Raw genomic sequence first — 22,574 nt, 5'->3', positions numbered from 1 at the left:
TTGAACCCGGCGCGTGCTTGGCCGGTTCGCCCCCTACCTGACAAGGTCTGCGGGGCCTACGGTCAGTGGTGGCCCGGACCCGCTCCGTATCAGGGAGTACACCCCCCATGACCACTGCCCCCCTCATCCCGCTGCACTGCCTGCGCCAGCTCGAACCGGGGCCGCCGCGCCAGGCCGCCCTGCCGACCGGCACCCCGGTCTGGCTCTGCACCCGGCACGCGGACGTCCGCCAGGCGCTCACCGACCCCCGTCTCGGCCGCGCCACCCTCTACGCCGAGGACGCCCCGCCGGTCACCCTGACGCCCAACATCCTCGACGTGCCGGACACCCTGATCAACCTGGACGGCCCCGAGCACCAGCGGCTGCGCCGCACCGTGCAGCGCGCCTTCACCCCCCGGGCGATCGAGCGCTGGCGCCCCTGGGTCTCCTCCGTCATCGAGGAGCTGCTCGACGAACTCGCCACCCAGGACGGCCCGGTGGACGTCATCGGCGCCTTCACCCGCCCGCTGCCGGTCGCGGTGATCAGCCGGCTGATGGGCCTGGACGGCCTGGACATGAGCCGCCTCGGGCACTGGAGCGACCACGCGCTCTCCACCTCCGCCTACACGGCCGAGGAGATCCAGACGGCCATGATGGAGTTCGCCGGCTTCTGCCACCAGTTGGTGGTCGACCGCCGGAAGAACCCGGGCGAGGACCTGGTCAGCAGCCTGGTGCAGGCCGCCGACGAGACCGAGGGCGTCACCGACGAGCAGGTCATCATGCTGGTGCTCGGCCTGGTGGTGGCCGGCCACGAGACCACCATGACCACGCTCGGCAACGCGCTGGTCTACCTGCTCGGCGAGGACCGCGCCGCCTGGGGCCGGATAGCCGAGAGCAAGGAGGCCGCGGGGGCGGCGGCCGAACAGGTGCTGCGCACCATCCCGCTGGGCGACCGGGAGACCTTCCCCGGCCTGCTCCGCCGGGCCACCGAGGAGCTGGAGATCGGCGGCGTGACCATCCCGGCTGGCGCCATCGTGGCCGCCGACACCGGCGCGGCCAACAACGACCCGGCGGTCTACGCCCCCGTCCCCGAAGGCGGGTTGCGCGACCTCTTCGCCCCCGTCGGCACCCCCAGCCTCACCTTCGGCGCCGGACCGCACCACTGCCTCGGCGCCTGGCTGGCCCGGATGGAGCTGGAGGACGGCCTCAACCGCCTGGCCGCCCGCTTCCCCGACCTCTCCCTGGCCGTCCCCGCCGAGGAGATCGACTGGCGCACCGGCCTGCTCACCCGCAGCCCCAACACCCTCCCGGTCACCTGGTGACCGCCGCCCCCGGCCCGCTGGAGACCCGGGTCGACCGCACCCGCTGCGTCGGCACCGGCGCCTGCGCCGCCACCGCCCCCGAGGACCTCACCCTCACCCCCGACGGCCGCGCCCTCCCCCTGCGCACCACCCCCAGCGACCTCGAACTCCTCACCGAAGCCGCCGAGTTGTGCCCCGTCGAGGCCCTCACCATCCACCGCACCGACACCGGCGAACAGATCGCCCCGGCGTACTGAGCGCACGGACACCCTGAGCCGTCCGGCCCCTCCGGGCCGGGCGGCTCAGCGCCGCAGCACCAGCACGCCGAGCACCACCGCCGCCGCAGCCGCCAACGGCCCCCAGTACCACAGCGGATGACGGTGACGCACCCCTGCCGGAAGCTCGGCGGAGGCACTGAGGTGCCAGGCCAGTGCCATCACCAGCGGAAGGGCGAACGCCGCCCCGACGATCTCACCGACGACGGTGCCCCAGGCCGCGTCCGGAACCGCCGGTGCCACCGCTGCCCGCCCCGCCACGACGCACGCGCCCGCCACCGCGACACACACCGCGGCGGCACGCTTGCGGTAGCGCGGCCGCTCCCGCAGCAGGACCCCCGCCGCGACACCGGTGGCGATGTAGAGCCCTCCCGGCCCGACCCCCGGTGGCACCCCGTCGGACCACAGCGCGGCCCCCAGGACCACCAGCAGGTGGACACCGAGGAGACCCGCTCCGAACCACGCCCCTCGTACCAGCACCTGACGCGTCGACACTTCGTCCTGCATCCCGACCCCCGTCCGTCCGAAACACGCACTTCCCGGCCGCCCGGCCCGCCAGGGGCCGGACGGACTGCTCAGGGGAACAGCGCCAATGCGCCCAGCGCCACCACCGCCGCGGCCGCCAACGGCCCCCAGTACCAGAGCGGGTGGCGGTACCGCAGCCCCGCCGCGTGGGAGGCCGGGGCGCTCAGGTGGAACATCAGCGCCACACCGACCGGGAGCAGCAGTGCCGCCCCGAGGGTCTGTCCGAGGCCGGCGTTCCAGGCCGCGTCCGGGAAGGCCAGCGTGGCGGCCGTCAGACCGACCGCGGTCCCCGCCCCCACCACCGCCGTACCGACCGCGATCGCCCTCCACCGGTACCGGGGACGGCCCGCGAGCTGCACCGAACCGGCGATCACGCCACCGGCGACGAACCCCGTGGACAGATCGACCGCGGGCGGGCTCCCGGCCCACCAGATCGACCCCAGGCAGACGAGCCCGAAGAGCCCGAGCGTGATGACGTCGTACCGCAGCATCGCTCTGAACACATCACGCGTTGACGGTTCATCGGACATCCCAACCCCCGTGTTGGTCGGTCACTCACCACCGGCTCGCTCAGCGTACAAACGCCCCCCCTGCTCGACCAGACCCCGCGTCGCCTCCGTACCGGGTGGGTAACGTCCCGGCATGACCGTGACTTTCGACCGGGTGGTGCGTGCCCGGCTGCTGGCCCCCAACTTCTGGTACGTGGGCACCGTCAACGCCGACGGCTCCCCTCAGGTCAGCCCGATGTGGGTGGACCTGGAAGGCGAGGGCGAACTCGTGTTCAACTCCTCGGTGGGCCGCGTCAAGGAGGAGAACCTGCGCCGCGACCCCCGCGTCTACCTCTCCCACGCCGACCCCGCGGACCCCTACGACCGGGTCCAGATCAGCGGCGTGGTCAGCCGCTTCGTCGAGGGCCCGGAGGCCGTCGAGCGGATGGACCGGCTGGCCCGCAAGTACCTGGGCACCGAACGCTACGAGTGGCTGGTCCCCGGCGAGCGCCGGGTCGCCGTCGTCGTCCGCGCCCTGAAGGTCCGCCACATCGTCGGGGTGGAACCCTTCCGGGCCGGCGGGCCGGGCCGCTGACCCTCAGCGCCGCGTCACCAGTTCCGCCAGCGCCTCCGGGGCGCCGGCCTGACCCCGGATGCCCGGGAAGGCGTTGACGTCCACGACGACCGGTTCGCCGGCCACCTCCAGGACGTCGACGCCGTAGACGCTCAGGCCGAAGGCCTCGCCGGCCCGCAGCGCCAGCTCCGGCCAGCGGGGGCGGTGGTCGACCGACTCCCGCGCCCCGCCGGCCAGTTCGGAGCGACGCAGCTCGCCGAAGACCTGCTCACCGACCACCCAGAGCTTGTGGTCCCAGCCGTCCCCGGGCAGGTAGGGCTGGTACACCACGGGCTCCCCGGGCCAACGGGCCGTCAGCTCCGCCAGCTCCTCCGCGCTCCGCACCCCCGCGACCAGATCGTCCTTCCTGCTGTACCGGCTCTTCACCACCGCGGGGAAGCGCGGCTCCGCCGACGTCTCCACGAACGGCAGCCCGGCCGCGAGGGCGGTGGCCGCCATCCACTCCCGGTCCTGGCAATTTCCGGTCGCCGCAGCCGAGTTGAGCACCACCGAACCGCGCAGCTCCAGCTCCCGGGCCAGCCCGAGCGCCGCCGGGGTACGGGCCTTGAGCAGGTAGACCTCCGCCGGGTCGGCGAGGTCCGGCTCGCCCCACTCCACCCGGTGCCCGGCCGCCTCCAGCAGCGCGGCCGTCGCGACCAGCAGCGGGTGCCCCGGGTCGCGGCAGATCACCCCGACCCTCACAGCAGCGCCCCGGCCACCGGGAGGGCCTCCCGGGGCGTCGGCACGGAGGAGCCGCGCCGGGCCAGGCTGAGGATCGCCCGGGCCACCCGGGGCACCGCGTCCGGCACCTGACGGAAGCTCGGGAAGTCGTTGACGTCCACCACCACCGGCCCGTCCGGGCCGAACACCACGTCGACGCCGAACAGGTCGAGCCCGTAGAGCTCACCGATCCGGTGCACGATCCCGGCGACCTCACGGCTCAGCGGCACCGCCCGCTCCCGCCGCTCCCCCGCCACCAGCGGCGAGGTCCGCTCGGTGGCGAAGAGCTCGCCGTCCGCGCTGTAGACCTTGAGGTCGACCCCGGAGTTGCGCACCCAGGGCTGTGCGATCAGCATCCCCTCTCCCGCGAACTCCTCTTCCAGGGAGACGAGTTGGTCGATCGAGTCGACCCTGCGGACGGCCCGGCCGCGGCTGCCCTCGGCGGGCTTGACCACCAGCGGGTAGTAGTCGCCGGGGATGCCGGCCAGGTCGGACGGCCGGGCGGCCGCCCAGGTGGGCGGCACCGGCAGGCCCTGCCCGGCGGCCCGGATCGCGGCCGACACCTTGTCCCGGACCACCCGGACCGCCCGGGCGTCGTTCACCGTGGTCAGCCCGGCCGCCGAGGCCGCCTCCAGCAGGCCGAGCCCCGGCCCGCCGGAGACCGTCTTCAGCACCCACACGTCGTGGCTGCCCGCCCGCACCAGCCCGTCCAGGGCCAGCAGCGAGCCGCTGGGCCGCAACACGTCCACCCGGTGCCCCCAGTCCGCCAGCTGCCGGACCACGTCCCGGGGGATGCCGTCGTTCCGGTACAGCTCCTCCACCAGGAAGCAGATCCTCATCCGCCTTCGCCCCCTACCCGCCAGCCGTCTCGTCGTCAGAGAACGCCCAGCTTGCCATGAATCGGGCACCACAAGATCATTCACCTCGTAAGGAATCGGCCACAGACCTGCTACGGTCCGCCGCCCGATGTCACGGCTTCGTCCCGGGCCCGCCGCGGAACGGACGGCTCGGCGACTGCTGTCCGCCCCTCCCATTACCCTTTCTTGGTACAGGCCCACCCCGGCACCGGCCCGCCGGCCGGGGCGAGGGGGAGGGCCGCGAAGGAGGGGCAGTGCGCGAGACCGTAAGCCCGGGCCCCGTCAGGCCCGAGGAGGCCCGGCCGGCCGAGGGCCGAGTACCGGAGCAGCAGCCCCGCCGTGCCGCCGGGCCCCGGGGAGGCTGCGGCCACACCGAGGCAGGCCCCACCCTGCGTCCGCGGGACTTGCACGACCTGCGCGGCCTGCCCGCCCCCGGCACCCTGGCCTACCCGGCCGACGACCTGCTGGTGGTCTCCGGCCTGCCCGGCAGCGGCAAGTCCACCCTGATGAGCCGCTGCTCGACGGCCCCGGTGATCGACTCCCAGTACAGCCGTGAGCACTGGGCCGCCAGGCTCCCCGCCGCCCTCCCGTACGCGCTCTACCGTCCGCTGGTCCGCGCGCACCACTACCTCCGGCTGCGCCGCGCCCTGCTGGCGGGCGGCCCGCTGGTGGTGCACGACTGCGGCACCCTCCCCTGGGTCCGCTCCTGGCTCTCCCGCACCGCCGCCGCCCAGGGCCGCCGCCTGCACCTGCTGGTGCTGGACTCCACGCCCCAGCAGGCCCGCCAGGGCCAGCTCGACCGGGGCCGCCGGGTCTCCGCCTACGCCTTCACCCGCCACCGCCGGGCCACCACCCGCCTGCACGCCGCGCTCCACGGCGGCCCGCTGCCCGGCTGCGCCAGCACCGTGGTCCTCTCCCGCCCGGGCGCGCTCGACCTGGAGCGGATCACCTTCACCGGCTGAGACGCCGCCCGCCCCGCCTCACCCTCCGTCAACTCCCCGCCCGCACTCCCCCGGGTCCGGCGGTCCGACGTCCGGCGTGCGGCAGGACGGGTGAGCCCGACGGCGGGTCGCCGGACCGGCGCGGCGCCGCTGGCTAGGGTGCGGCCATGACGGACACTGCCATGAGTGACACCGCGCGCGAGGCACGTCTGCGCAGGCTGGCCGAGCGCCTCGGCACCGAGCACCGGACGGTGGTCGAGCCGCTCCACGACCCGGAGCGGCGCAGCTGGACGCTCCGCTGGTACGACGGGCCCTCGGTGGCCGAGGTCCGCGCCGCGCTGCACCGCGAGGACGCCGGCTGCCAGGACGTGCTGGTCCGGCGGGACCTGACGCCCCGTGCGGTGGTGCTGGCCGCGATCCGCGGGACCAGGTCCGGCACGCTGCGCCGCTGGGTGGGCAGTTGGGGCCAGCGCTACCACCTGGAGCAGATGATCGGCGACCGCCCCTACCCGGAGCGTGCCGCCGACCCGCGCGAGGAGGCCATGCTGGCCCGCCTGCTCACCGCCGCCACCACCGGTGCCACCGGCACCGGCCGCTGGGCCGTCCCCGACGAGCACCGCGCCTTCGAGCTGATCGCCCGCGACGGCATCGCCTGGCTGCTCCCCTCCCACGAACCGGCCCGCCCGGGGGAGACCGACGGCCTGGGCCTCGACCCGCTGGAGTACCTGACCTCCCGCTACGCCACCGGCGAGCACCGCACCGCCTGGGAGACCACCCTCGCCCCCATGCCGCTGCGCGCCGCCGTCACCGCCGTGCACACCGACCGCTCCCCCTCCCCCGAGGCGGCCCGGGCCGCCCTCGCCCTGCTGCCCACGCTGCGCTCCGAGCTCACCGACCACCTCGACCGGGTCGAGGCCGCCCTGCGACGGGCGTCCGCTCCCTGACCGCCGCCCCGACCGCCGCCCCGACTTCCGGGTTCCCGTCCCAACTCCGCCCACACCCTTGACGGTTCGTCGACCACCCCGCTGGGATGGGCCCGTGAGCGAGAAGCGGAACCTCCGACTCGGCGGCCTCTCCGGCTGCCTGGCCCTCCTCGTGGTGTCGGCCGGCCTGGTCGCCCTCCTGGTCTGGGCCCTCGGCAGCACCAGCGGCACCATGCACTGACCCGCCCGGTCCGGGCAGACCGGGCGGGCGGACCGGAAGGGCCGGGCGGCCCTACGCGGCGGGGGCCCGCCGCAGGCGGGCGGCCACGATGGTGACGCCGGGTCCGATGGTCAGCATCACGCCCTCCTCGCCCGGCTGCGGGCCGTCGGGCTCGTCCAGGGTCCGGGCCAGCACGTCGAGCACCGACACCGAGCTCATGTTGCCGTGCTCGTGCAGCGAGTCCCAGGAGTGGCGCAGGTGCTCGCGCTCGCACCCGAGGACCTGCGCGGTCCGGTCGAGGATCGCGGGTCCGCCGTGGTGGACGACGTGGAACGCCGGGTCGCCCGGCAGGCCGGCCCGCCAGGCGTCGAGCTGCGGTTGGGCCTTGAGGACGGCGAGCGGGGCCCGGGACGTGGAGGTGAAGCCGATGTGACCGCTCCGGTGGTCGGCGGTGAGCCGGTAGTTGTCCTCGGTGTCGGGTATCAGGAGTTCGAGCGGTGCGGAGAGCTCCACGGCGGTGCCGGGCCGCGGGTCGTCGGCCCCGGTGACGACGGTGGCCGCGGCGCCGTCCCCGCCGAGCGCCTTGTAGATCATCCCGGGGATGCTGGTGTCGTCGGGCTGGAAACTGGTGCTGAACGCCTCGGCGGCCACCACCAGGACTCTGGAGCCCGGATGGGCGGCCACCTGCTCCCGGGCCCGGATCAGCCCGTACAGACCGCCGGCGCAGCCGATGGTGCTCACCGGGACCCGGCGGACCGTGGCGGGCAGCCCCAGCATCCGGATCAGCCGGACGTCGAGGTTGGGCATCGTCCAGCCGGTCACGCTCGTCACGACCAGGGCGTCCACCTCGTCCGGTGCCAGAGCGGCCGCCGCCAGGGCCCGCGTCGCGGCCTCGGCCGCCAGGCCGGCCAGCAGGTCGGCCGTCCGGTCCCAGAACTCCGGGCCCGCACCGAGGTCGAACAGCTCCTCCGGAGGGCGCACGAAGGAGCGGGTCCGGACCCCGGTCGCCCGCATCATGCGTTCGACCCGGTCGGGCAGCACTCCGCCGGCGTACGCGCCCCCGGCCAGCTTGACCACCTCGTCGATCGACGCGACGTGCGGCGCCGCGCGGAAGACCGGCCGGTGCACCCGGGCGGCGGAATCCGAAGTCGAGTAGCCCGTTCCCATGAAATCGTCCTCTCCCAGACGACGTCGGTCCTGCGCACGGACTTCCCGGGCAGGTGGTCCTCCTCCGGAACACCGTCCGGCGGCGGCGAGGTCGTACGGACGCACCGTCAGGCCCTGATGATCATCACCCACCGTCCCGGTGACGGGCAAGCGCCGCCGCCCCGAGGCCGCCCGCCGGTCAGCCCAGGTAGTCGTCCAACCGGGCCAGCGCGAAGCCCTGTTCGGTGGCGGTGCGGATCACCAGGCGGGCCAGGTCGGTCATCGAGCCGCCCCACTCCTCCGGGCCGCGGAAGTGAGTGAGGATGATGTCCCCCGGGTGCAGCCGCTGGTCGAGGTGGCGGTACTCCATCCGGTCGGGGAAGGCCTCCTCGTTCCACAGCGGCATCGCCGTCACGCCGCACTCCCCGGCCACCCGCAGGGTGTCGGCGGTGAACTCCCCGTACGGGGGCCGGAAGAGCAGCGGGCGCGGGCCCACCTCCCGCACCAGCTCGTCCTGCTGGCCGCAGATCTCCTCCCGCTGGCGCTGGTACCCGAGCCGCCGCAGGTCCTTGTGGTTGAGCGTGTGGTTGTTGACCCGCACGCCCTGCTCGTTCAGCTCGCGGAAGTACCCGTAGTCCTCCCTGGCCAGGTAGCCGGAGACGAACGCGCTGAACGGGACGCCGAGTTCGCGCATCATCCGGTTGAACCGGCGGTCCTTCTCCCGCCCGTCGTCGATGGTCAGGAACACCACCTTGTCGGTGGTCGGCACCCGGCGCACCAGCGGCGGCAGCCCGTCGCCCTGCAGCCGGACGTGCGGGCCGTCCTCGCGCAGTGCCGGCTTCACCGCGGGCGGAGCGGGTGCGGGCAGCGGCGGCGCGTCCAGGCCCCAGGCCCGGGCCACCTCGGCCAGTTCGGGGCCCCGCAGCGGCGCCGCCCGGGGCACCGCCACCTCGTGCTGCTCCTGCTGCTCGGCCCGGCCGGGCAGCGCGACGGGGCGGGCGGCGGCCGGGGGCGGGGCGGTGTCCCGGCCGGGCTCGGTGGGCAGCGAGCCGCAGCCGGCGGCGGTGACGGCCAGGCAGAGACCGGCCAGGAGGCGGGCCCGGGGGCGTGCTGATCCGAAAGACATACCAGTACATCTTCCGCATGCGGGGCCCGCCGCCACCCCGCCACGCCACCAGGTCCACCGAATGCCTCGCCCGATGCCCACCCCCGTCCCCCGTCCCACCGTGCACCCGTGACACCCCGTCAGCCGCGCCCGTGCACCGGTGAGTCTGTCCCCGCCCCGGCCACGGGCGTAGCGTCCTCGGACGAAGGCACCGGCCGTCCCGACTTCCTCCGCCCTGGGGTCCGGCCGGTGCCGGGCGGCCCGCACCCCCTCCGGTGGCGGGCCGCCCTCCCTCCGCCGCCCCTCCCCGCGACTTTCGTCGCACCCCTCCGCGACCATCGGCGACTGCGGCCGCGGCCACCCGGTCGTCTAGCCTCGCGAGGGTGAGCGAGCGCAATACGGAACACCCCGGCACGGACCCGGAGGACGACGGCGGCCGGACCGCGTCCTGGTGGAGACGGCTGCCGCGGATCGTCCTGCCCGGGCCGTGGACCCGGCGCACCGTCGTCCGAGAGTCGGCCGGGGCGGTGCTCTCCGCGCTGCTGGCCTGCCTCCTCGACCTGGCGTCCGGCGGCCCGCCGCTGCGCACCGCGCTGGCCACCACCGGCGCGGCCCTGCTCTTCCTGCTGCGGCGCGGTCTGCCCCGCACCGTCCTGGTGCTGACCGCGGTGGGCTGCGGTCCGTTCGGCGCCTGGCTGCCGATGCTGATCGCGGCCGGCTGGTCGCTCGGCCGCCGGGTGGCCCGGGCCCGCGACGCGGTGATCACCTCGCTGGTGGCCCTGGTCGCGATGGTCGCCTACGCCGTGGCGACCGAGCGCGAGAGCATGCCGCTGCCCGCCCTGCTCGGCCTCACCACCGGCGCCTACCTGGTGGTCGCGGTCCTGCCCGCCGTCTTCGGCCGCTACCGGACCCAGCGCGCGGCCCTGCTCACCGCCCTGGAGGAGCGCAACGACCAGCTGCTCCGCGAGCGGGTGATGATCGCCCGTCAGGCCCGGCTGCGCGAGCGCCACCGGATCGCCCAGGACATGCACGACAGCCTCGGCCACCAGCTGGCCCTGATCTCGGTGCACACCGGTGCGCTGGAGGTGGACCGCGGCCTGACCGACCGTCAGCGCGAGGCCGTCGGCGTGCTGCGCCAGGCCGCCGTCGACGCGATGCGGGAGCTGCGCGGGGTGATCGGCCTGCTGCGCGAGGACGACCAGGCCGAGGAGGAGCAGACCGGCGGCCTGGACGGGATCCCCCGCCTGGTGGACTCCTCCCGGGCCGCCGGGGCCTGGGTGACGCTCACCCGGCAGGAGGGCCCGCGCACCGCGACCACCGCCACCGGCCACGCCGCGTACCGGATCGTCCAGGAGGGGCTGACCAACGCCCACAAGCACGCGCCGGGCGCCCCGATCACCGTCGCCCTGCGCTTCGAGCCGGACGCCCTGCTGGTCGAGGTGGTCAACGCCCCCTGCCCGCCCGCCGCTCCCGGCACCTCCGCACACGCCCCCGTCAGCGGCGGCCAGGGCCTCACCGGCCTGCGCGAGCGGGCCCGCCTGCTCGGCGGCATGCTGCACACCGGCCCGACCCCGGACGGCGGCTACCGCCTGGCGGGCGTCCTCCCGTACGACGGCACCGGCCGCCCGGCCGGCGAGGACTTGGAGGCCGACCTCGGCCTGGTGCCGCCCGTCGGGGCCGCCCCGCTGCGGCGCCGCCGCCCGGCGCTCGGCTGCGCGGTGGCGGTCGGGGCGGTGCTGCTGGTCCTGCTGGGCCTGCTGGTCTGGGGCGGCGTCAAGTTCGTCCAGTCGCTGGAGGACACCACGCTCGACCAGGACCGCTACACCTCCTTCCAGGTCGGCCAGCGGGAGGAGGACGTCCGGCGCCAACTGCCGCACGGCAGCGGCTTCCTGACCGAGGGCTTCCAGCGCCAGGGCCCGCCGGTGCCGGCCGGGGCCGGCTGCGTCTGGTTCCTCTCCGAGAAGCAGCCCGACGGGTTCTCCACCAGCGAGGTGTCCCGGCTCTGCTTCCGCGACGGCGTGCTGGTGGAGAAGGTGCAGTACCGTGCGGACGGTTGAGCGCGGTGATCGCCGCCGCGCTCCGGGAGGGAAGACAGCACCGTGATCCGAGTCCTCGTCGCCGACGACGAACCGCTCATCCGCGCCGGGATCAGGATGATCCTCGCCAGTGAGGACGACATCGAGGTGGTGGCCGAGGCCGGGGACGGCCGCGCCGCGCTGGAGCTCGCCCGCGAGCACGCGGTGGACGTGCTGCTGCTGGACATCCGGATGCCGGTGCTGGACGGGCTCGGCGCGCTCGCCGAGCTGCCCCGGTACGCGTCCGCCGCCCGGGCCCTGATCCTGACCACCTTCGGCGAGCGCGAGAACGTCCTACGGGCCGTCACCTCCGGCGGGGCCGGCTTCCTGCTCAAGGACACCGCCCCGGCCGAGCTGATCCAGGCCGTCCGGGCGGCCGCCGTGGGCCACGCCTTCCTCTCCCCGGCCGCCACCCGCCACATCGTCGACAGCCTGGCCGCCGCCCCGGCCGCCGACGCCCGCGCCGCCGACGCCCGCGCCCGCCTGGCCACCCTGAGCCCGCGCGAACGCGAGGTCCTGGACCTGCTCGGCGAGGGCCTCTCCAACGCCGACGCCGGGGCCCGCCTCCACATGAGCGAGGCCACCGTGAAGACCTACGTCAGCCGCATCCTGGCCAAGCTCCACTGCGACAACCGCGTCCAGGCCGCCCTGCTGGCCCGCGACGCCCAGGGCTGACGCCCCGTCCGTCGCCGGTCACACCGGGGGCGCGGGGAACTGCGCGAGTCCGGAAGGCGGACCAGCGCTGGATCGGGGCACGCGAGCCAGTTGCAGGTGTTGCCGTTCCCCCGCGCGCCCCGCAGCGGAGCCGCAGATCAGCAGAGCCCCGCGCCCCCGGTGTGACCACGTACGTTCCCCACGCCCCGGCGAGCTCAGCGCAGCCGCGTCCGCGTCCCCGGGCCGGAGCGCGCGCGAGCCGGACGGCGCATGCGAGTGGGTCGCGCGCCCTCCTCCGCGGACACGCCGGCCGCCTCGGCCGCCGCCCGCGCGGCCCGCAGGGCGAGGGCCGCCGCGAAGGCGGGCTCGCGGATGCCGAGTTCGGCCATCCGCCCCTGGCAGGGGCCGCACCAGAGCGGGCTCGCCGCACTGCCGTCCCCGTACCGCAGATCCTCCGGCGGCAGGTAGTGCACCCCGCACTCCTGGCAGACGAAGACCAGCCGCATCAGCCCCACACCTCCCCGGTACCACCGCACCGGCCGCACGGCGAGAGGTACCGGTGCTCGCGCGCGACCTGGTCGCCCCGGCTGTCGGTCTCCACCGTGTACTCGATCTTCTCGGTCACCCGGCCACCACCGCAGGCGGGGCAGAGCTGCGGCTCGGCCACCTTACCGTCACCTCCCGTGCACGGAACGTACCGACCGTACCGCGCGCCGGACTTGATCGCTGCCGATCCACCGGACCGCCCGGCCCGGCCGGACTGATCCACTGTCATATTCCACCCCGTCACCTTCCCCGCCGGCCCCCTCGCCATGCGCATGTTGACCAGCTCCCGCCGTCGTCCCTATGCTGCGGCCCTTCCGAGAACACGTTCCACCTCCCGGGAAGGGCCCCCCTCATCACCAGCGCAGCGCAGGAGCCGGACGTCACCGCTCCCCGGCCGACCAGCCGCCGTCGTTTCCTCACCTACCTGGTGGCCGCCCCCGCACTCGCCGTCGGCGCCCAACTGGCGCTCGACGCCGAGCCGGCCGAGGCGCTGGTCCGGATCGGCGGCCTCCCCGGCCTGCCCGCGCTGGCCGACCTCGGCGACGTGCTGATCCTGGCCGGGCTGCCGACCGCGCACCTGCTGGTGCTGGAGGTGACCGAGGCGGGCAAGGCGGTGCTCCAACTCCCGCGCCTGGAGGTCGGGCAGGGCCTGACCACCGCGATGGCGATGCTGGTCGCCGAGGAGCTCGACGCCCGGCTGGCCGACGTCGAGGTGCCGCTCTCGCCCGCCCGCCCCGAGCTGCTCTTCGCCCAACTCACCGGCGCCTCCAACTCGGTGCGCTCGCTCTACGAGCCGGTACGGGCCGCCGCCGCGGCCGCCCGGGCCCGGCTGGTGACCGCCGCCGCCGAGCGCTGGCAGCTGCCGGCCGGCACCCTGAGCACCGCCGACGGCCGGGTCACCGCCCCGGACGGCCGCTCGGCCGGCTACGGCGAACTCGCCCTGGCCGCCGCCAAGGTGGTCGTCCCGGCGGTCTCCACCGCGCCCAAGGCCGAGGGCGCGCAGCGCCTGGTCGGCACCCCGACCGGCCGGATCGACGCCCGGGACATCGTCACCGGCCGGGCCAAGTACGCGGGCGACCTCGACGTGCCGGGCGCCGTGCCGACCGTGGTGCACCGCCCGCCGACCATCGGCGGCACCGTCCGCTCGCTGGACGCCTCCGCCGCCCGGGCGATGCCCGGGGTGCTGGACGTGGTGCAGATCCCCACCGGTGTCGCGGTGCTGGCCGAGACCTTCGACCAGGCGCTGAAGGCCAAGGCCGCGCTGCGGGTGGACTGGCGCCCGGGCCCGCTCGCGGGCGTCTCCGACGCGCAGGTCAAGGCGGGGCTGCGGGCGGTCAACAAGCCGTTCCTGGTACCGCCGTTGCTCACCCTCAGCCTGGACGCCGAGTTCGACTTCGCGTTCGTCAGCCACGCGCCGATGGAGGTGCTGACCGCCGTCGCGGACGTGCGGCCGGACCGGGCCGAGATCTGGTTCGCCGCGCAGTCCCCGATCGCCGCCCAGGAGCAGATCGCGCTCGAACTCGGGCTCCCCGTCCCGGCGGTGACGGTGCACGTGGTGCGGGCCGGCGGCTCCTTCGGGCGGCGGCTGTTCCACGACGCGGCACTGGAGGCGGCCAAGGTCTCCAAGGCGGCCGGACGGCCCGTCAAGCTGATGTGGACCCGCAGCGACGACATCCGGCACGGCCGGGTGCGCCCCGCCAGCCACCACCGCGTCCGGGCCACCCACGCGCTCGGCCAGGTGCTCACCTACGAGCACCGGGTGGCCACCGTGCGGACCGACTTCGGCCACGGCCTGGGCGAGCTGCTCACCGCCGCCGGGGCCAGCCTGCCGGTCGGCGACGCGCTCTTCTCGCAGACCTTCTTCGAACTCACCCAGGAGGTCCCGTACGACCTCGGGATCTCCACCCAGCTGCTCTCCGAGTTGCCGCTGGAGATCCCCACCGGCAGCTGGCGCTCCGTCTACTCCGGCATGGTCCGGGTCGCCGACGAGGTGATGCTGGACGAGCTGGCCCGCACTCTGGGCCGCGACCCGGTGGCCTTCCGCCGGGCCCGGCTGACCAGCGCCACCGGCCGCGCGGTGCTGGACAAGGTGGCCCAGGCCGGGAGTTGGGGCCGCGCGATGCCGCCCGGTCACGCCCAGGGCGTCGCCTACCACGCCGAGCACCGCTCCGCGGTGGCCTGCCTGATCGAGCTGGACGCCTCGGACCGGGCCAACCCCCGGGTCACCAAGGCCGTGATGGCCGCCGACGTCGGCCGGGTGATCAACCCGCGCGGCCTGGAGGCCCAGCTGCTCGGCGCCGTCACCGACGGCATCTCGGTCACCCTGCGGGCCGGCGTCCACCTGGACGACGGGGCCATCCGCGAAGGCAGTTACGCCGACTTCAAGTACGCCCGGCAGCGGCACAGCCCGCTCGCCTTCGAGGCCCACTTCCTGCCCCCGAGCGGCCCGCCCGGCGGCGCCGGCGAGCTGGGCTTCCCGGCGGCGGCCGCGGCGGTGGCCAACGCCTACGCCCGCGCGACCGGCACCAGCCCGCGCAGCTTCCCGATCGCCTTCTGACCCCTCGATCCCCCTGAAGGACCTTCACGTGCCCAGCTACCAGTTCGTCCTCAACGGCAGTCCGGTGACGGTCGAGGCCCCCGCCGACATGCCGCTGCTCTGGGTGCTCCGCGACAAGCTCGGCGTCACCGGCCCCAAGTACGGCTGCGGGGTGGGCGTCTGCCGGGCCTGCACCAGCCACCTGGACGGCGCCGAGGTGCAGCCCTGCGTGGTGCCGGTGGCCGACTGCGCCGGACGCACCGTCACCACCATCGAGGGCCTGGCCGACGGCGACCGGCTGCACCCGGTGCAGGAGGCCTGGCTGGAGTGCGACGTGGCCCAGTGCGGCTTCTGCCAGCCCGGCCAGATCATGACCGCCGCCGCGCTGCTGAAGACCACCAAGTGCCCGAGCGACGCCGACATCGACCGGATCGAGAACGTCTGCCGCTGCGGCACCTACGCCCGCATCCGCGAGGCGGTGAAGAAGGCCGCCGCCAAGATGCCCTGACGGCGGCCCACGGCGGACCGCCCGCCCTTCAGTGCAGGGCGGTGCAGGTCAGCGCGTCACTGTTCTGCGGGCCCAGGCAGGCGCGGGCGGGGTTGTTCCCGTTGATCATCGCGGTCCAGACGTACTTACGGGCGCCGTCGGTCTTCCTGGTGTACTTCACGGAGTAGTCCCGGTTGGCCACCATCACCGCTCCGCCGTTGGGCGCGTCCACGCTGCGGGCCCACTTCGCCTTGCAGGCCGCGCTGCCGAACAGCTGCACCTTCACGGAACCGTCGAGCGCCTTGGTCTCCAGCAGCTTGCCGTCCTGGGCGCAGCCGGTGGTGTCCGGGTCCTTGCCGTTGCAGCCCGCGCCGCTGCAGGCGGCCGCGGTGGCCGGCTGGGCGGGCGCGACGGCGATCCCGGCGGCGACCAGGGCGAGCGAGGCGGTCAGGACCGCGAGCAGGCGCGTGGGGGCGTTGGACATCGGTGCTCCGTTCGTGGGGGAAAGTCCGTGTCCTGACTACCCGTTGGAACGCCGCCGTCATGCCGCGCCACGCGGCGTTTCAGCAGTTCGGGTGATGCGGGCCGGTCGGTCAGGCCGGGGCCAGCCCGTGCAGCACCCTGTCGTGCCCGAGGAACAGGTGGCGGCCGTCGGTGGCCACCCGCCAGTACTGGACGCCCGGTTCGGCGTCCCGGAAGGTCCAGCGGACGGCGCCGGTCCGCTCGTCCAGCGCGCACACCCCGCCGCTCACCGGCCCCGGCACGAAGAGCGAACCGGCCACCAGCACCGGCCGGCAGCGCGCGTCCAGGCGGAACGGCAGCTGCCGCGACCAGAGTTCGCCCCCGTCCCGCGCGTCGTTGCACGAGACCACGCCGTTGTCGCGCAGCAGGAAGAGAGTGTTGCCGAAGGCCAGCGGGCGCAGCGGGCGGGCCTCCTGCTCCTCGACGGTCCAGTTGGCGCTCCCGTCGCGGAGCGAGAGCGAGCGTATGCCGGTGGCCCGGGAGGCCACGTAGACGTCGTCGGCGCCGCACTCCCGCCAGCTCAGCCCCTGGTCCGCCGGGGCCGCCCAGATCCTCTCGCCGGTCTCCGGGTCCAGGCCCACCACCTCGTCCCGGGTGCTGTGTGCCACCAGCACCGCGCGGCCCCGGACGGTCTCCAGCGCCTTCAGGTAACCGCCGTCCCGGTCCACCACCGGCCGGGTCCAGAGCAGCGCGCCCGAGGCCATCGAGAGGGCGAACAGCTTCCCGTCCTTCAGCCCCCGGGTGGCCCCGTACAGGACGTCCCCGCCCACCGCGAGCAGCTCCCAACTCGGCGACAGGCCGGAGGGGTTGGCGACCTGCAGGGTCATCCCGTAGCCGTGCGCGAGGAACCGGCCGACCCGGGTCTGGTAGAGCAGGTCGCCGGCCGCCAGCAGGGTGTCGTCCGGGCCGCCGGGCATGGCCACCCGTTTGGCGACCGCGCCGGTCTCGGGGGTGAGCAGGAAGAGCTCGTCCTCGGTGGCCACCAGCGGCAGCACCGTCGGGCCGACCACCCGCTCCGGGGCCTGCGCCGCCGGGGCCCGGAAGGACCAGCTCGGCTGCGGCCCCGAGACCGCCACCGGCTGCGGCCGTCCGGCGTCGGGGTCCGGGGCGTCCCCGGGCCCGGCCGCCCACCACGCCGCCGCTCCGGCGCCGGCCAGTCCGGCCGCGCCGAGCAGCAGGTGACGCCGCGACAGCCGCGGCCCTCCCGGACCGGCCGTCAACTCCTCGGCGCCGGCGGCGGATCCACCCGCCTCCGGTTCGTCGAAGACGATCGACCCGACCTGCTCCCCACCGGTCACCGACGCCCCCTCGTCCTCCGCCACCAGGTCCAGACCTGGAGGATAACCGCCACCCGATAGGGTCGGACCGAGGGGGACGGCCGATGACGCTCGTCTCGCGTCCAGCACCGTCCCGCAGAGAGGCCCGTCGCCGTGAGCACCGCGAACGCCGCACCCACCCACCTCGTCCTGGCCGGCTTCCAGAACTCCGACCACGACCACTGGCAGAGCGTCTGGGAGCGCGCCGACCCGGCCCGCTTCCACCGCGTCCAGCAGGCCGACTGGGACGAGCCGAAGGTCGGCGACTGGGTGGCCGCCCTGGACCGCGCGGTGAACGAGGCGGAGGGCCCGGTGATCCTGGTCGCCCACAGCCTCGGCTGCACCACGGTGGCCCACTGGGCCGCCAACCCGGACGGCAAGGTGCTCGGCGCCCTGCTGGTCGCCCCGCCGGACATCGACACCGCCGAGGTCCCCGAGCTGGTCAACTTCCGCCCCGTCCCGCTGCGCCCGCTCCCCTTCCCGAGCGTCCTGGTCGCCAGCGGAGACGACCCCTGGTGCACCCCGGAGCGCGCCCGCCGGTACGCCGGGGCCTGGGGCTCCCGCCTGGTCGAGGCCGGCGACCACGGCCACCTCAACGCCGCCTCCGGCCTCGGCGACTGGCCCTTCGGCCGCGCCCTGCTGGACGGGCTCACGGCCTGACCGCCGCCGGGGGCCGCCGCGGGCGGCTCCCGGCGCACGTCTCCCCCTGTGAGGCCGGACACACCACCGGCCCCGCTCCACCCCTCGGCCACGCCGTGCCCACAACCGGCACCAGGTCCCCATCTTCCTTTCACAGCCTGGGTGTTCACCGCCACGGCCGTGAGCTGCGGGTTGGCCCGGACCCCCGTCCGGGCCCGTCCGGGCATCCACTACGCTCCCCGACAGCACAGGGGTCCCACAGGTCCCCGGCCGATTTCCGTTATCGGAGGGCGGCCCCCCGATCTCCCATCACGACAGGGCAGTACGGACGGGCACGGAGAAGGTGAACCAGGCGGATGGACAGGCAGCACGCCGAACAGACCGGTCAGACGGTGCTTCAGGCACAGGCGGGTGACCAGCGGGCCACGGACGAGCTCATCGGCACCCACCTGCCGCTGGTCTACAACATCGTCGGCCGCGCCCTCGGCGGCCACCCCGACACCGACGACGTGGTGCAGGAGACCATGCTCCGCGCCGTCGACCAGCTCCCCGCCCTCCGGGAGCCGACCAGTTTCCGGTCCTGGCTGGTGGCCATCGCCATGAACCAGATCCGCCGCCGCCACCAGGTGCTGCAGCAGGGCCAGCTCCCGATCGACCCCTCCTGGGACTCGGCCGACCCGGGTGCGGACTTCGTGGACCTCACCATCGTCCGGCTCGGCCTCTCCGGCCAGCGCCGCGAGGTGGCCGAGGCCACCCGCTGGCTGGACGAGGGCGACCGCGAGCTGCTCTCGCTCTGGTGGCTGGAGGCCGCCGGGGAGCTCAGCCGCACCGAACTGGCCGCCGCGATGGAGCTCCCGGCCGCGCACGCCGCCGTGCGGGTGCAGCGGATGAAGGGCCAGCTGGAGACCGCCCGGGTCGTGGTCCGCGCGCTGGCCGCCCAGCCGGGCTGCCCGACGCTGGCCGAGGTGACCGGCTCCTGGGACGGCGACCCGTCCGCGCTCTGGCGCAAGCGGATAGCCCGGCACGCCCGCGAGTGCGGGTACTGCTCCCGTCAGTGGGAGGGCCTCTTCCCGGCCGAGGGCCTGCTGGCCGGCCTCGCCCTGGTGCCCGTCCCGAACCCGGTCGACCCCTCCCTCCTGCTCGCCGCCCACTCCGTCCTGCCCCCTGACGGCGCGTCGGGCACCACCGTGCTGCCCCCCGCCCCGCGTCCGGGCCGGGCCGAACTCCGCCGCACCGCCGCCGGCCGGCCCGAGGGCCGGGGCCGCCGGGCCAAGCCCCGTACCCGCCGCCGCGTGATCACCACCGTGATCGGCACCGCCGTGGTGACGGTCGCCGCCGTCGGGGTGGTCGGCGCCGACCAGGAGCCGCCGGTCACCACCCAGGCCTCCTCCCCCCTCATCGACGCCACCTCCGGGCCCTTCCTCCCCGCCCCCGCCGTCTCCCCCGCCGAGACCCCCACCCCCTCGCCGAGCCCGGCCGCCCCCACCTCCGCGAGCCCCAGCCCGTCGCCGTCCCCCTCTCCTTCGCCCTCGCGCACGGCCAGTCCGACCGCGACCCCCTCTCCTTCGGCGACCCGCACCACGGCCGCCCCCTCGGCCACCACCCGCGCCACCTCCTCCGAGCAGCGGGTGCTCGACCTGGTCAACACCGAGCGCGCCAAGAACAACTGCGGCCCCCTCAAGGCCAACAGCAAGCTCCAGGCCGCCGCCCAGGGCCACTCCGACGACATGGCCGCGCGGAACTTCTTCAGCCACACCAACCCCGACGGCAAGGGCCCGCAGCCCCGGATCGAGGCGGCCGGCTACGAGTGGAGCACCTGGGGCGAGAACATCGCCAAGGGCCAGAAGGACGCCGACTCCGTGATGACCGCCTGGATGAACAGCTCCGGCCACCGCGCCAACATCCTCAACTGCGCCTTCACCGAGCTGGGCGTCGGCATCCACACCGGCTCCGGCGGCCCCTGGTGGACCCAGAACTTCGGCGCCCCGGCGAGCTAGCTGCCGCCCCCGACGGCCGCACCCCCGTCACCTCGGAATACCGTGTGCCGACGACCGGTTCACCGGCTGGGCCCGTTCCCGGCCACCACCCCCGCCGCCCCCCGACCCGAAGGACCGATCACCGTGAGCCTCTACGACATCCCGCTGCGCTCCCTCGACGGCACCCCCACCTCCCTCGCCGACCACAAGGGCAAGGCCCTGCTGCTGGTGAACGTCGCCTCCAAGTGCGGCCTCACCCCGCAGTACGCCGGCCTGGAGCGCCTCCAGCAGCGGTACGCCGACCGGGGCTTCACCGTCCTCGGCTTCCCCTGCAACCAGTTCCTCGGCCAGGAGCCCGGCACCGCCGAGGAGATCCAGACCTTCTGCTCCACCACCTACGGCGTCTCCTTCCCCCTCTTCGAGAAGATCGACGTCAACGGCGAGGACCAGCACCCCCTCTACGCCGAGCTCACCCGGGCCCCGGACGCCGAGGGCATCGCCGGCGAGATCCAGTGGAACTTCGAGAAGTTCGTGATCTCCCCCGACGGCGTCGTCACCGCCCGCCTCCGCCCCCGTACCGACCCCGAGTCCGCCGAGGTCACCACCGCTATCGAGGCCCAGCTCCCCGCCTGACCCGCCCTCACCCCTTCCGACGGCCTCCCGGCTCCCCTCCCGGGAGGCCGTCGGCGTACCGACGGAGGAACCCGGCCCGTGGCACGCACCGAGTACTACGACGACCCCGCCGCCCCCGAACCCAACAGCCTGGTGGTCGCGGCCTCGGCCGTCGTCACCGACGACGCCGGACGGATCCTGCTGCAGCGCCGGGCGGACAGCGGCCTGTGGGCCCTCCCCGGCGGCGGCATGGAGCCGGGCGACACCCTCCCCGGCACCGCCGTCCGGGAGGTCAAGGAGGAGACCGGCCTCGACGTGGAGATCACCGGCCTGGTCGGCACCTACACCGACCCCCGCCACGTCATCGCCTACCCCGACGGGGAGGTCCGCCGCCAGTTCAACATCTGCTTCCGCGCCCGCCTCCTCGGCGGCGAGCTCACCCTCTCCGACGAGTCCACCGACCTCCGCTGGGTCGCCCCGGCCGACCTCGACGCCCTCCCGATGCACCCCACCCAGCGCCTCCGCCTCCACCACTTCCGCGAGGCCCGCCCGACCCCCTACCTCGGCTGACCCCACCCCCGCTGCGAGACTTCCCCCTCCGCGCCGCCCCGGGTAGGTTCCTCCCATGCCGGACTCCGCCCAGCACGCCCACGAGCACGCCGACATCGTGGTCCTGATCCCGCACCCTTACCGCGACGTCGAGTGCCCGCTCGCCCAGTGGATCAGGACCGGCCCCGGGTCCCGTCCCTACGTGCGACCGTCCCGGGCCTGGTCGCGCACCACGGGGGAGGAACTGCCGCTGACCGTCATCCCGCTCCAGTACCGCAACACCCGGGCCTCCCGCCGTGCCGTTCGGGACGGTCTGGTCCCCAACCCCTGGCCGGACACCTGGCACCTGCCGAGCCAGCAGGAGGAGGACGCCTCGTCCCTCGGCCTCGGGCTCTACGACGACCCCTACGAGGACACGCTCTAGGCACGACGACTCCGCCCGGGCGCCGCAGCTCCGCCGATGTCGGGACCGGCGGCACACCGCTCAGCGGCCGCGGCGGGCGAAGCCGACCCAGCTGCCCGGCTCACCGCCGACGGAAGCCACTGTCGGCCCCCAGGAAGACGCCCCCTGGCCCACCCCGTACTCGTTCTCTCCCCGTCTCACGCCTCGCCGGGGTGCCAGGCCGGCCACTCCCACGGGCGGTCCGCCCAGTGCACCCGGATCGGATCGTGCGGGTCCAGGTCGGGGAAGAGCTGACGCGCCCTCGGCTCCAACTCCTCCGGGGCCAGCGGCTCCCAGCCGGTCCCCCGGAAGTGGACCAGGCGGTAGCGGCTGTCGGTGCGGAACTCCGCCACCTCGATCAGCACGGTGTCTGTTGCGTCGTCATGGGTCATACCGCCCAGCTTCGGCCGCTCCCGCCCGCCCCGCATCCCCGGCCACCGCCGTACGGCGGAGCGCACCGCCCGGCCCACTCCGTCGTTGAGCAGGGCGGCCGCCCCGTTTGGCGGACCGTCAGGGGAGGCGCAGCGGTGGAGGTGCAGCGGTGAACGAGCAGTGGCAGGCCCCGTGGCAGTACGAGTGGGAGCGCCAGCCCCCACCCCCTCCCACCCACCCCTGGAACCCCCCGCCCGTCCCCGTCCCCCCGCCGCCGCCTCCCGCACCCCCCGTCAACCGCACCCGCCGCCGCGCCGCCTGGGCTGCGGGCGCGCTCGGCGTGGTGGGCCTGCTGGCCCTCCTCCCCAGCGCCTGCGACTCCGACCAGGCCCCGGCCGCCGCCGTCCTCACCTCCCCCGAACCGAGCCCCGCGACCTCCCCCACCCCGGTCCCGATGCCGCCCCCGCCACCTCTCCCCTTCCTCTCCCCACCACCACCCCCCACCCCCAGCCCCTCCCCGACCCGCCCCACCTCCTCCCCGAAACCCCGTCAGACCCGCTCCCCCAAGCCCTCCCCACCCCCGAAGCAGCAGCCCACCACCGCCACCCCCAAACCCTCCACCAGCCCACCCCTCCTCGCCGCCCTCGGCATCTGCTCCCAGGCCGAACAGCTCGGCCAGTGGCCCCCGGGCTCCGAGGAGGCCCGCATCTGCCGCGCCCTGTACGGCGGCTGACCACGATGCGGCTCCGCAGGCC

The 22,574-nt window shown here is 75.0% G+C and carries 27 protein-coding genes; 16 read left to right on the top strand and 11 right to left on the bottom strand.

The window, feature by feature from the left end; translation table 11 throughout:
• Positions 1-107 precede the first annotated feature (107 nt).
• Positions 108-1,301, top strand: coding sequence for a cytochrome P450 (locus ACIA8O_RS26280; protein ID WP_396296432.1), 1,194 nt, complete (start codon positions 108-110; stop codon positions 1,299-1,301).
• Positions 1,298-1,537: a ferredoxin gene (locus ACIA8O_RS26275; protein WP_396296431.1), complete on the top strand. Its 240-nt coding sequence runs from the start codon at positions 1,298-1,300 to the stop codon at positions 1,535-1,537. Before ACIA8O_RS26280 ends, ACIA8O_RS26275 begins: the two co-directional genes overlap by 4 nt.
• A gap of 45 nt (positions 1,538-1,582) precedes the next feature.
• On the opposite strand, the gene ACIA8O_RS26270 is transcribed toward ACIA8O_RS26275, so the two are convergent.
• Together ACIA8O_RS26270 and ACIA8O_RS26265 are read right to left on the bottom strand one after the other, a co-directional pair.
• Complete coding sequence (locus tag ACIA8O_RS26270) at positions 1,583-2,050, bottom strand: hypothetical protein (RefSeq protein WP_396296430.1); 468 nt, start codon at positions 2,048-2,050, stop codon at positions 1,583-1,585.
• An 80-nt stretch (positions 2,051-2,130) separates the two neighbouring features.
• Positions 2,131-2,571, bottom strand: coding sequence for a hypothetical protein (locus ACIA8O_RS26265; RefSeq protein WP_396296429.1), 441 nt, complete (start codon positions 2,569-2,571; stop codon positions 2,131-2,133).
• Positions 2,572-2,722: 151 nt separating this feature from the next.
• On the opposite strand from ACIA8O_RS26265, the gene ACIA8O_RS26260 reads away from it, so the two are divergent.
• Positions 2,723-3,163, top strand: coding sequence for a TIGR03618 family F420-dependent PPOX class oxidoreductase (locus ACIA8O_RS26260; RefSeq protein WP_396296428.1), 441 nt, complete (start codon positions 2,723-2,725; stop codon positions 3,161-3,163).
• 3 nt (positions 3,164-3,166) lie between these two features.
• Here ACIA8O_RS26260 and ACIA8O_RS26255 read toward each other — a convergent pair whose 3' ends face one another.
• On the bottom strand, positions 3,167-3,883 hold the full coding sequence (locus tag ACIA8O_RS26255; protein WP_396296427.1) for a RimK family alpha-L-glutamate ligase: 717 nt from the start codon (positions 3,881-3,883) through the stop codon (positions 3,167-3,169).
• Positions 3,880-4,740 (bottom strand): RimK family alpha-L-glutamate ligase, encoded by an 861-nt coding sequence (locus ACIA8O_RS26250; RefSeq protein ID WP_396296426.1) that lies wholly within the window; start codon positions 4,738-4,740, stop codon positions 3,880-3,882. Before ACIA8O_RS26250 ends, ACIA8O_RS26255 begins: the two co-directional genes overlap by 4 nt.
• 272 nt (positions 4,741-5,012) lie before the next feature.
• Here ACIA8O_RS26250 and ACIA8O_RS26245 point away from each other — a divergent pair, with 272 nt between their 5' ends.
• The 3 genes from ACIA8O_RS26245 to ACIA8O_RS26235 all read left to right on the top strand — a co-directional run bounded on the left by ACIA8O_RS26245 (position 5,013) and on the right by ACIA8O_RS26235 (position 6,863).
• A complete protein-coding gene (locus tag ACIA8O_RS26245) occupies positions 5,013-5,720 on the top strand; it encodes an AAA family ATPase (protein ID WP_396296425.1) in 708 nt (235 codons plus the stop codon).
• Between the two features lie 146 nt (positions 5,721-5,866).
• Entirely contained in the window at positions 5,867-6,643 is a 777-nt protein-coding gene (locus ACIA8O_RS26240; RefSeq protein WP_396296424.1) for a hypothetical protein, read from the top strand.
• A gap of 94 nt (positions 6,644-6,737) precedes the next feature.
• Positions 6,738-6,863, top strand: coding sequence for a hypothetical protein (locus ACIA8O_RS26235; protein WP_396296423.1), 126 nt, complete (start codon positions 6,738-6,740; stop codon positions 6,861-6,863).
• 51 nt (positions 6,864-6,914) lie between these two features.
• Here the strand turns inward: ACIA8O_RS26235 and ACIA8O_RS26230 are convergent, their stop codons facing one another.
• Complete coding sequence (locus ACIA8O_RS26230) at positions 6,915-8,009, bottom strand: 3-oxoacyl-[acyl-carrier-protein] synthase III C-terminal domain-containing protein (RefSeq protein WP_396296422.1); 1,095 nt, start codon at positions 8,007-8,009, stop codon at positions 6,915-6,917.
• A 178-nt stretch (positions 8,010-8,187) separates the two neighbouring features.
• A complete protein-coding gene (locus tag ACIA8O_RS26225; RefSeq protein WP_396296421.1) occupies positions 8,188-9,114 on the bottom strand; it encodes a polysaccharide deacetylase family protein in 927 nt (308 codons plus the stop codon).
• A gap of 362 nt (positions 9,115-9,476) precedes the next feature.
• Here ACIA8O_RS26225 and ACIA8O_RS26220 point away from each other — a divergent pair, with 362 nt between their 5' ends.
• Complete coding sequence (locus tag ACIA8O_RS26220; protein ID WP_396296420.1) at positions 9,477-11,150, top strand: sensor histidine kinase; 1,674 nt, start codon at positions 9,477-9,479, stop codon at positions 11,148-11,150.
• 42 nt (positions 11,151-11,192) lie between these two features.
• On the top strand, positions 11,193-11,843 hold the full coding sequence (locus ACIA8O_RS26215; RefSeq protein WP_396296419.1) for a response regulator: 651 nt from the start codon (positions 11,193-11,195) through the stop codon (positions 11,841-11,843).
• Positions 11,844-12,037: 194 nt separating this feature from the next.
• On the opposite strand, the gene ACIA8O_RS26210 is transcribed toward ACIA8O_RS26215, so the two are convergent.
• Together ACIA8O_RS26210 and ACIA8O_RS26205 are read right to left on the bottom strand one after the other, a co-directional pair.
• Entirely contained in the window at positions 12,038-12,328 is a 291-nt protein-coding gene (locus tag ACIA8O_RS26210) for a hypothetical protein (RefSeq protein ID WP_396296418.1), read from the bottom strand.
• On the bottom strand, positions 12,328-12,489 hold the full coding sequence (locus ACIA8O_RS26205; protein WP_396296417.1) for a hypothetical protein: 162 nt from the start codon (positions 12,487-12,489) through the stop codon (positions 12,328-12,330). Before ACIA8O_RS26205 ends, ACIA8O_RS26210 begins: the two co-directional genes overlap by 1 nt.
• A 306-nt stretch (positions 12,490-12,795) precedes the next feature.
• Between ACIA8O_RS26205 and ACIA8O_RS26200 the strand changes: the two genes are divergently transcribed.
• Both ACIA8O_RS26200 and ACIA8O_RS26195 read left to right on the top strand, forming a co-directional pair.
• Positions 12,796-14,925 (top strand): molybdopterin cofactor-binding domain-containing protein, encoded by a 2,130-nt coding sequence (locus ACIA8O_RS26200; RefSeq protein WP_396296416.1) that lies wholly within the window; start codon positions 12,796-12,798, stop codon positions 14,923-14,925.
• 28 nt (positions 14,926-14,953) lie between these two features.
• Positions 14,954-15,412, top strand: coding sequence for a (2Fe-2S)-binding protein (locus tag ACIA8O_RS26195; protein WP_396296415.1), 459 nt, complete (start codon positions 14,954-14,956; stop codon positions 15,410-15,412).
• A 28-nt stretch (positions 15,413-15,440) separates the two neighbouring features.
• Here ACIA8O_RS26195 and ACIA8O_RS26190 read toward each other — a convergent pair whose 3' ends face one another.
• Both ACIA8O_RS26190 and ACIA8O_RS26185 read right to left on the bottom strand, forming a co-directional pair.
• Positions 15,441-15,875 (bottom strand): DUF2690 domain-containing protein, encoded by a 435-nt coding sequence (locus ACIA8O_RS26190; protein WP_396296414.1) that lies wholly within the window; start codon positions 15,873-15,875, stop codon positions 15,441-15,443.
• A 109-nt stretch (positions 15,876-15,984) separates the two neighbouring features.
• Positions 15,985-17,211 carry a PQQ-binding-like beta-propeller repeat protein gene (locus tag ACIA8O_RS26185; protein ID WP_396296413.1) on the bottom strand — a complete coding sequence of 409 codons (1,227 nt, stop codon included), beginning with the start codon at positions 17,209-17,211 and terminating at the stop codon, positions 15,985-15,987.
• Positions 17,212-17,343: 132 nt separating this feature from the next.
• On the opposite strand from ACIA8O_RS26185, the gene ACIA8O_RS26180 reads away from it, so the two are divergent.
• From ACIA8O_RS26180 to ACIA8O_RS26160, 5 genes are all read left to right on the top strand, one after another.
• Positions 17,344-17,889 (top strand): RBBP9/YdeN family alpha/beta hydrolase, encoded by a 546-nt coding sequence (locus ACIA8O_RS26180; protein WP_396296412.1) that lies wholly within the window; start codon positions 17,344-17,346, stop codon positions 17,887-17,889.
• A 335-nt stretch (positions 17,890-18,224) separates the two neighbouring features.
• Positions 18,225-19,865 carry a sigma-70 family RNA polymerase sigma factor gene (locus ACIA8O_RS26175; protein WP_396296411.1) on the top strand — a complete coding sequence of 547 codons (1,641 nt, stop codon included), beginning with the start codon at positions 18,225-18,227 and terminating at the stop codon, positions 19,863-19,865.
• 123 nt (positions 19,866-19,988) lie between these two features.
• Positions 19,989-20,477 carry a glutathione peroxidase gene (locus ACIA8O_RS26170; protein WP_396296410.1) on the top strand — a complete coding sequence of 163 codons (489 nt, stop codon included), beginning with the start codon at positions 19,989-19,991 and terminating at the stop codon, positions 20,475-20,477.
• Positions 20,478-20,555: 78 nt separating this feature from the next.
• Entirely contained in the window at positions 20,556-21,026 is a 471-nt protein-coding gene (locus ACIA8O_RS26165) for an NUDIX hydrolase (protein ID WP_396296409.1), read from the top strand.
• 55 nt (positions 21,027-21,081) lie between these two features.
• Positions 21,082-21,429: a hypothetical protein gene (locus ACIA8O_RS26160; protein WP_396296408.1), complete on the top strand. Its 348-nt coding sequence runs from the start codon at positions 21,082-21,084 to the stop codon at positions 21,427-21,429.
• A 176-nt stretch (positions 21,430-21,605) separates the two neighbouring features.
• Here ACIA8O_RS26160 and ACIA8O_RS26155 read toward each other — a convergent pair whose 3' ends face one another.
• Positions 21,606-21,839 carry a hypothetical protein gene (locus ACIA8O_RS26155; protein ID WP_396296407.1) on the bottom strand — a complete coding sequence of 78 codons (234 nt, stop codon included), beginning with the start codon at positions 21,837-21,839 and terminating at the stop codon, positions 21,606-21,608.
• A 149-nt stretch (positions 21,840-21,988) separates the two neighbouring features.
• Between ACIA8O_RS26155 and ACIA8O_RS26150 the strand changes: the two genes are divergently transcribed.
• Positions 21,989-22,552, top strand: a complete 564-nt coding sequence (locus tag ACIA8O_RS26150; protein ID WP_396296406.1) for a hypothetical protein — start codon at positions 21,989-21,991, stop codon at positions 22,550-22,552.
• Positions 22,553-22,574 lie beyond the last annotated feature (22 nt).

Source organism: Kitasatospora sp. NPDC051853, from assembly GCF_044452665.1.
Lineage (GTDB): Bacteria > Actinomycetota > Actinomycetes > Streptomycetales > Streptomycetaceae > Kitasatospora.
The sequence above is the reverse complement of the archived record's forward strand: the minus strand, read 5'-3'. Positions and strand labels throughout refer to the sequence as shown.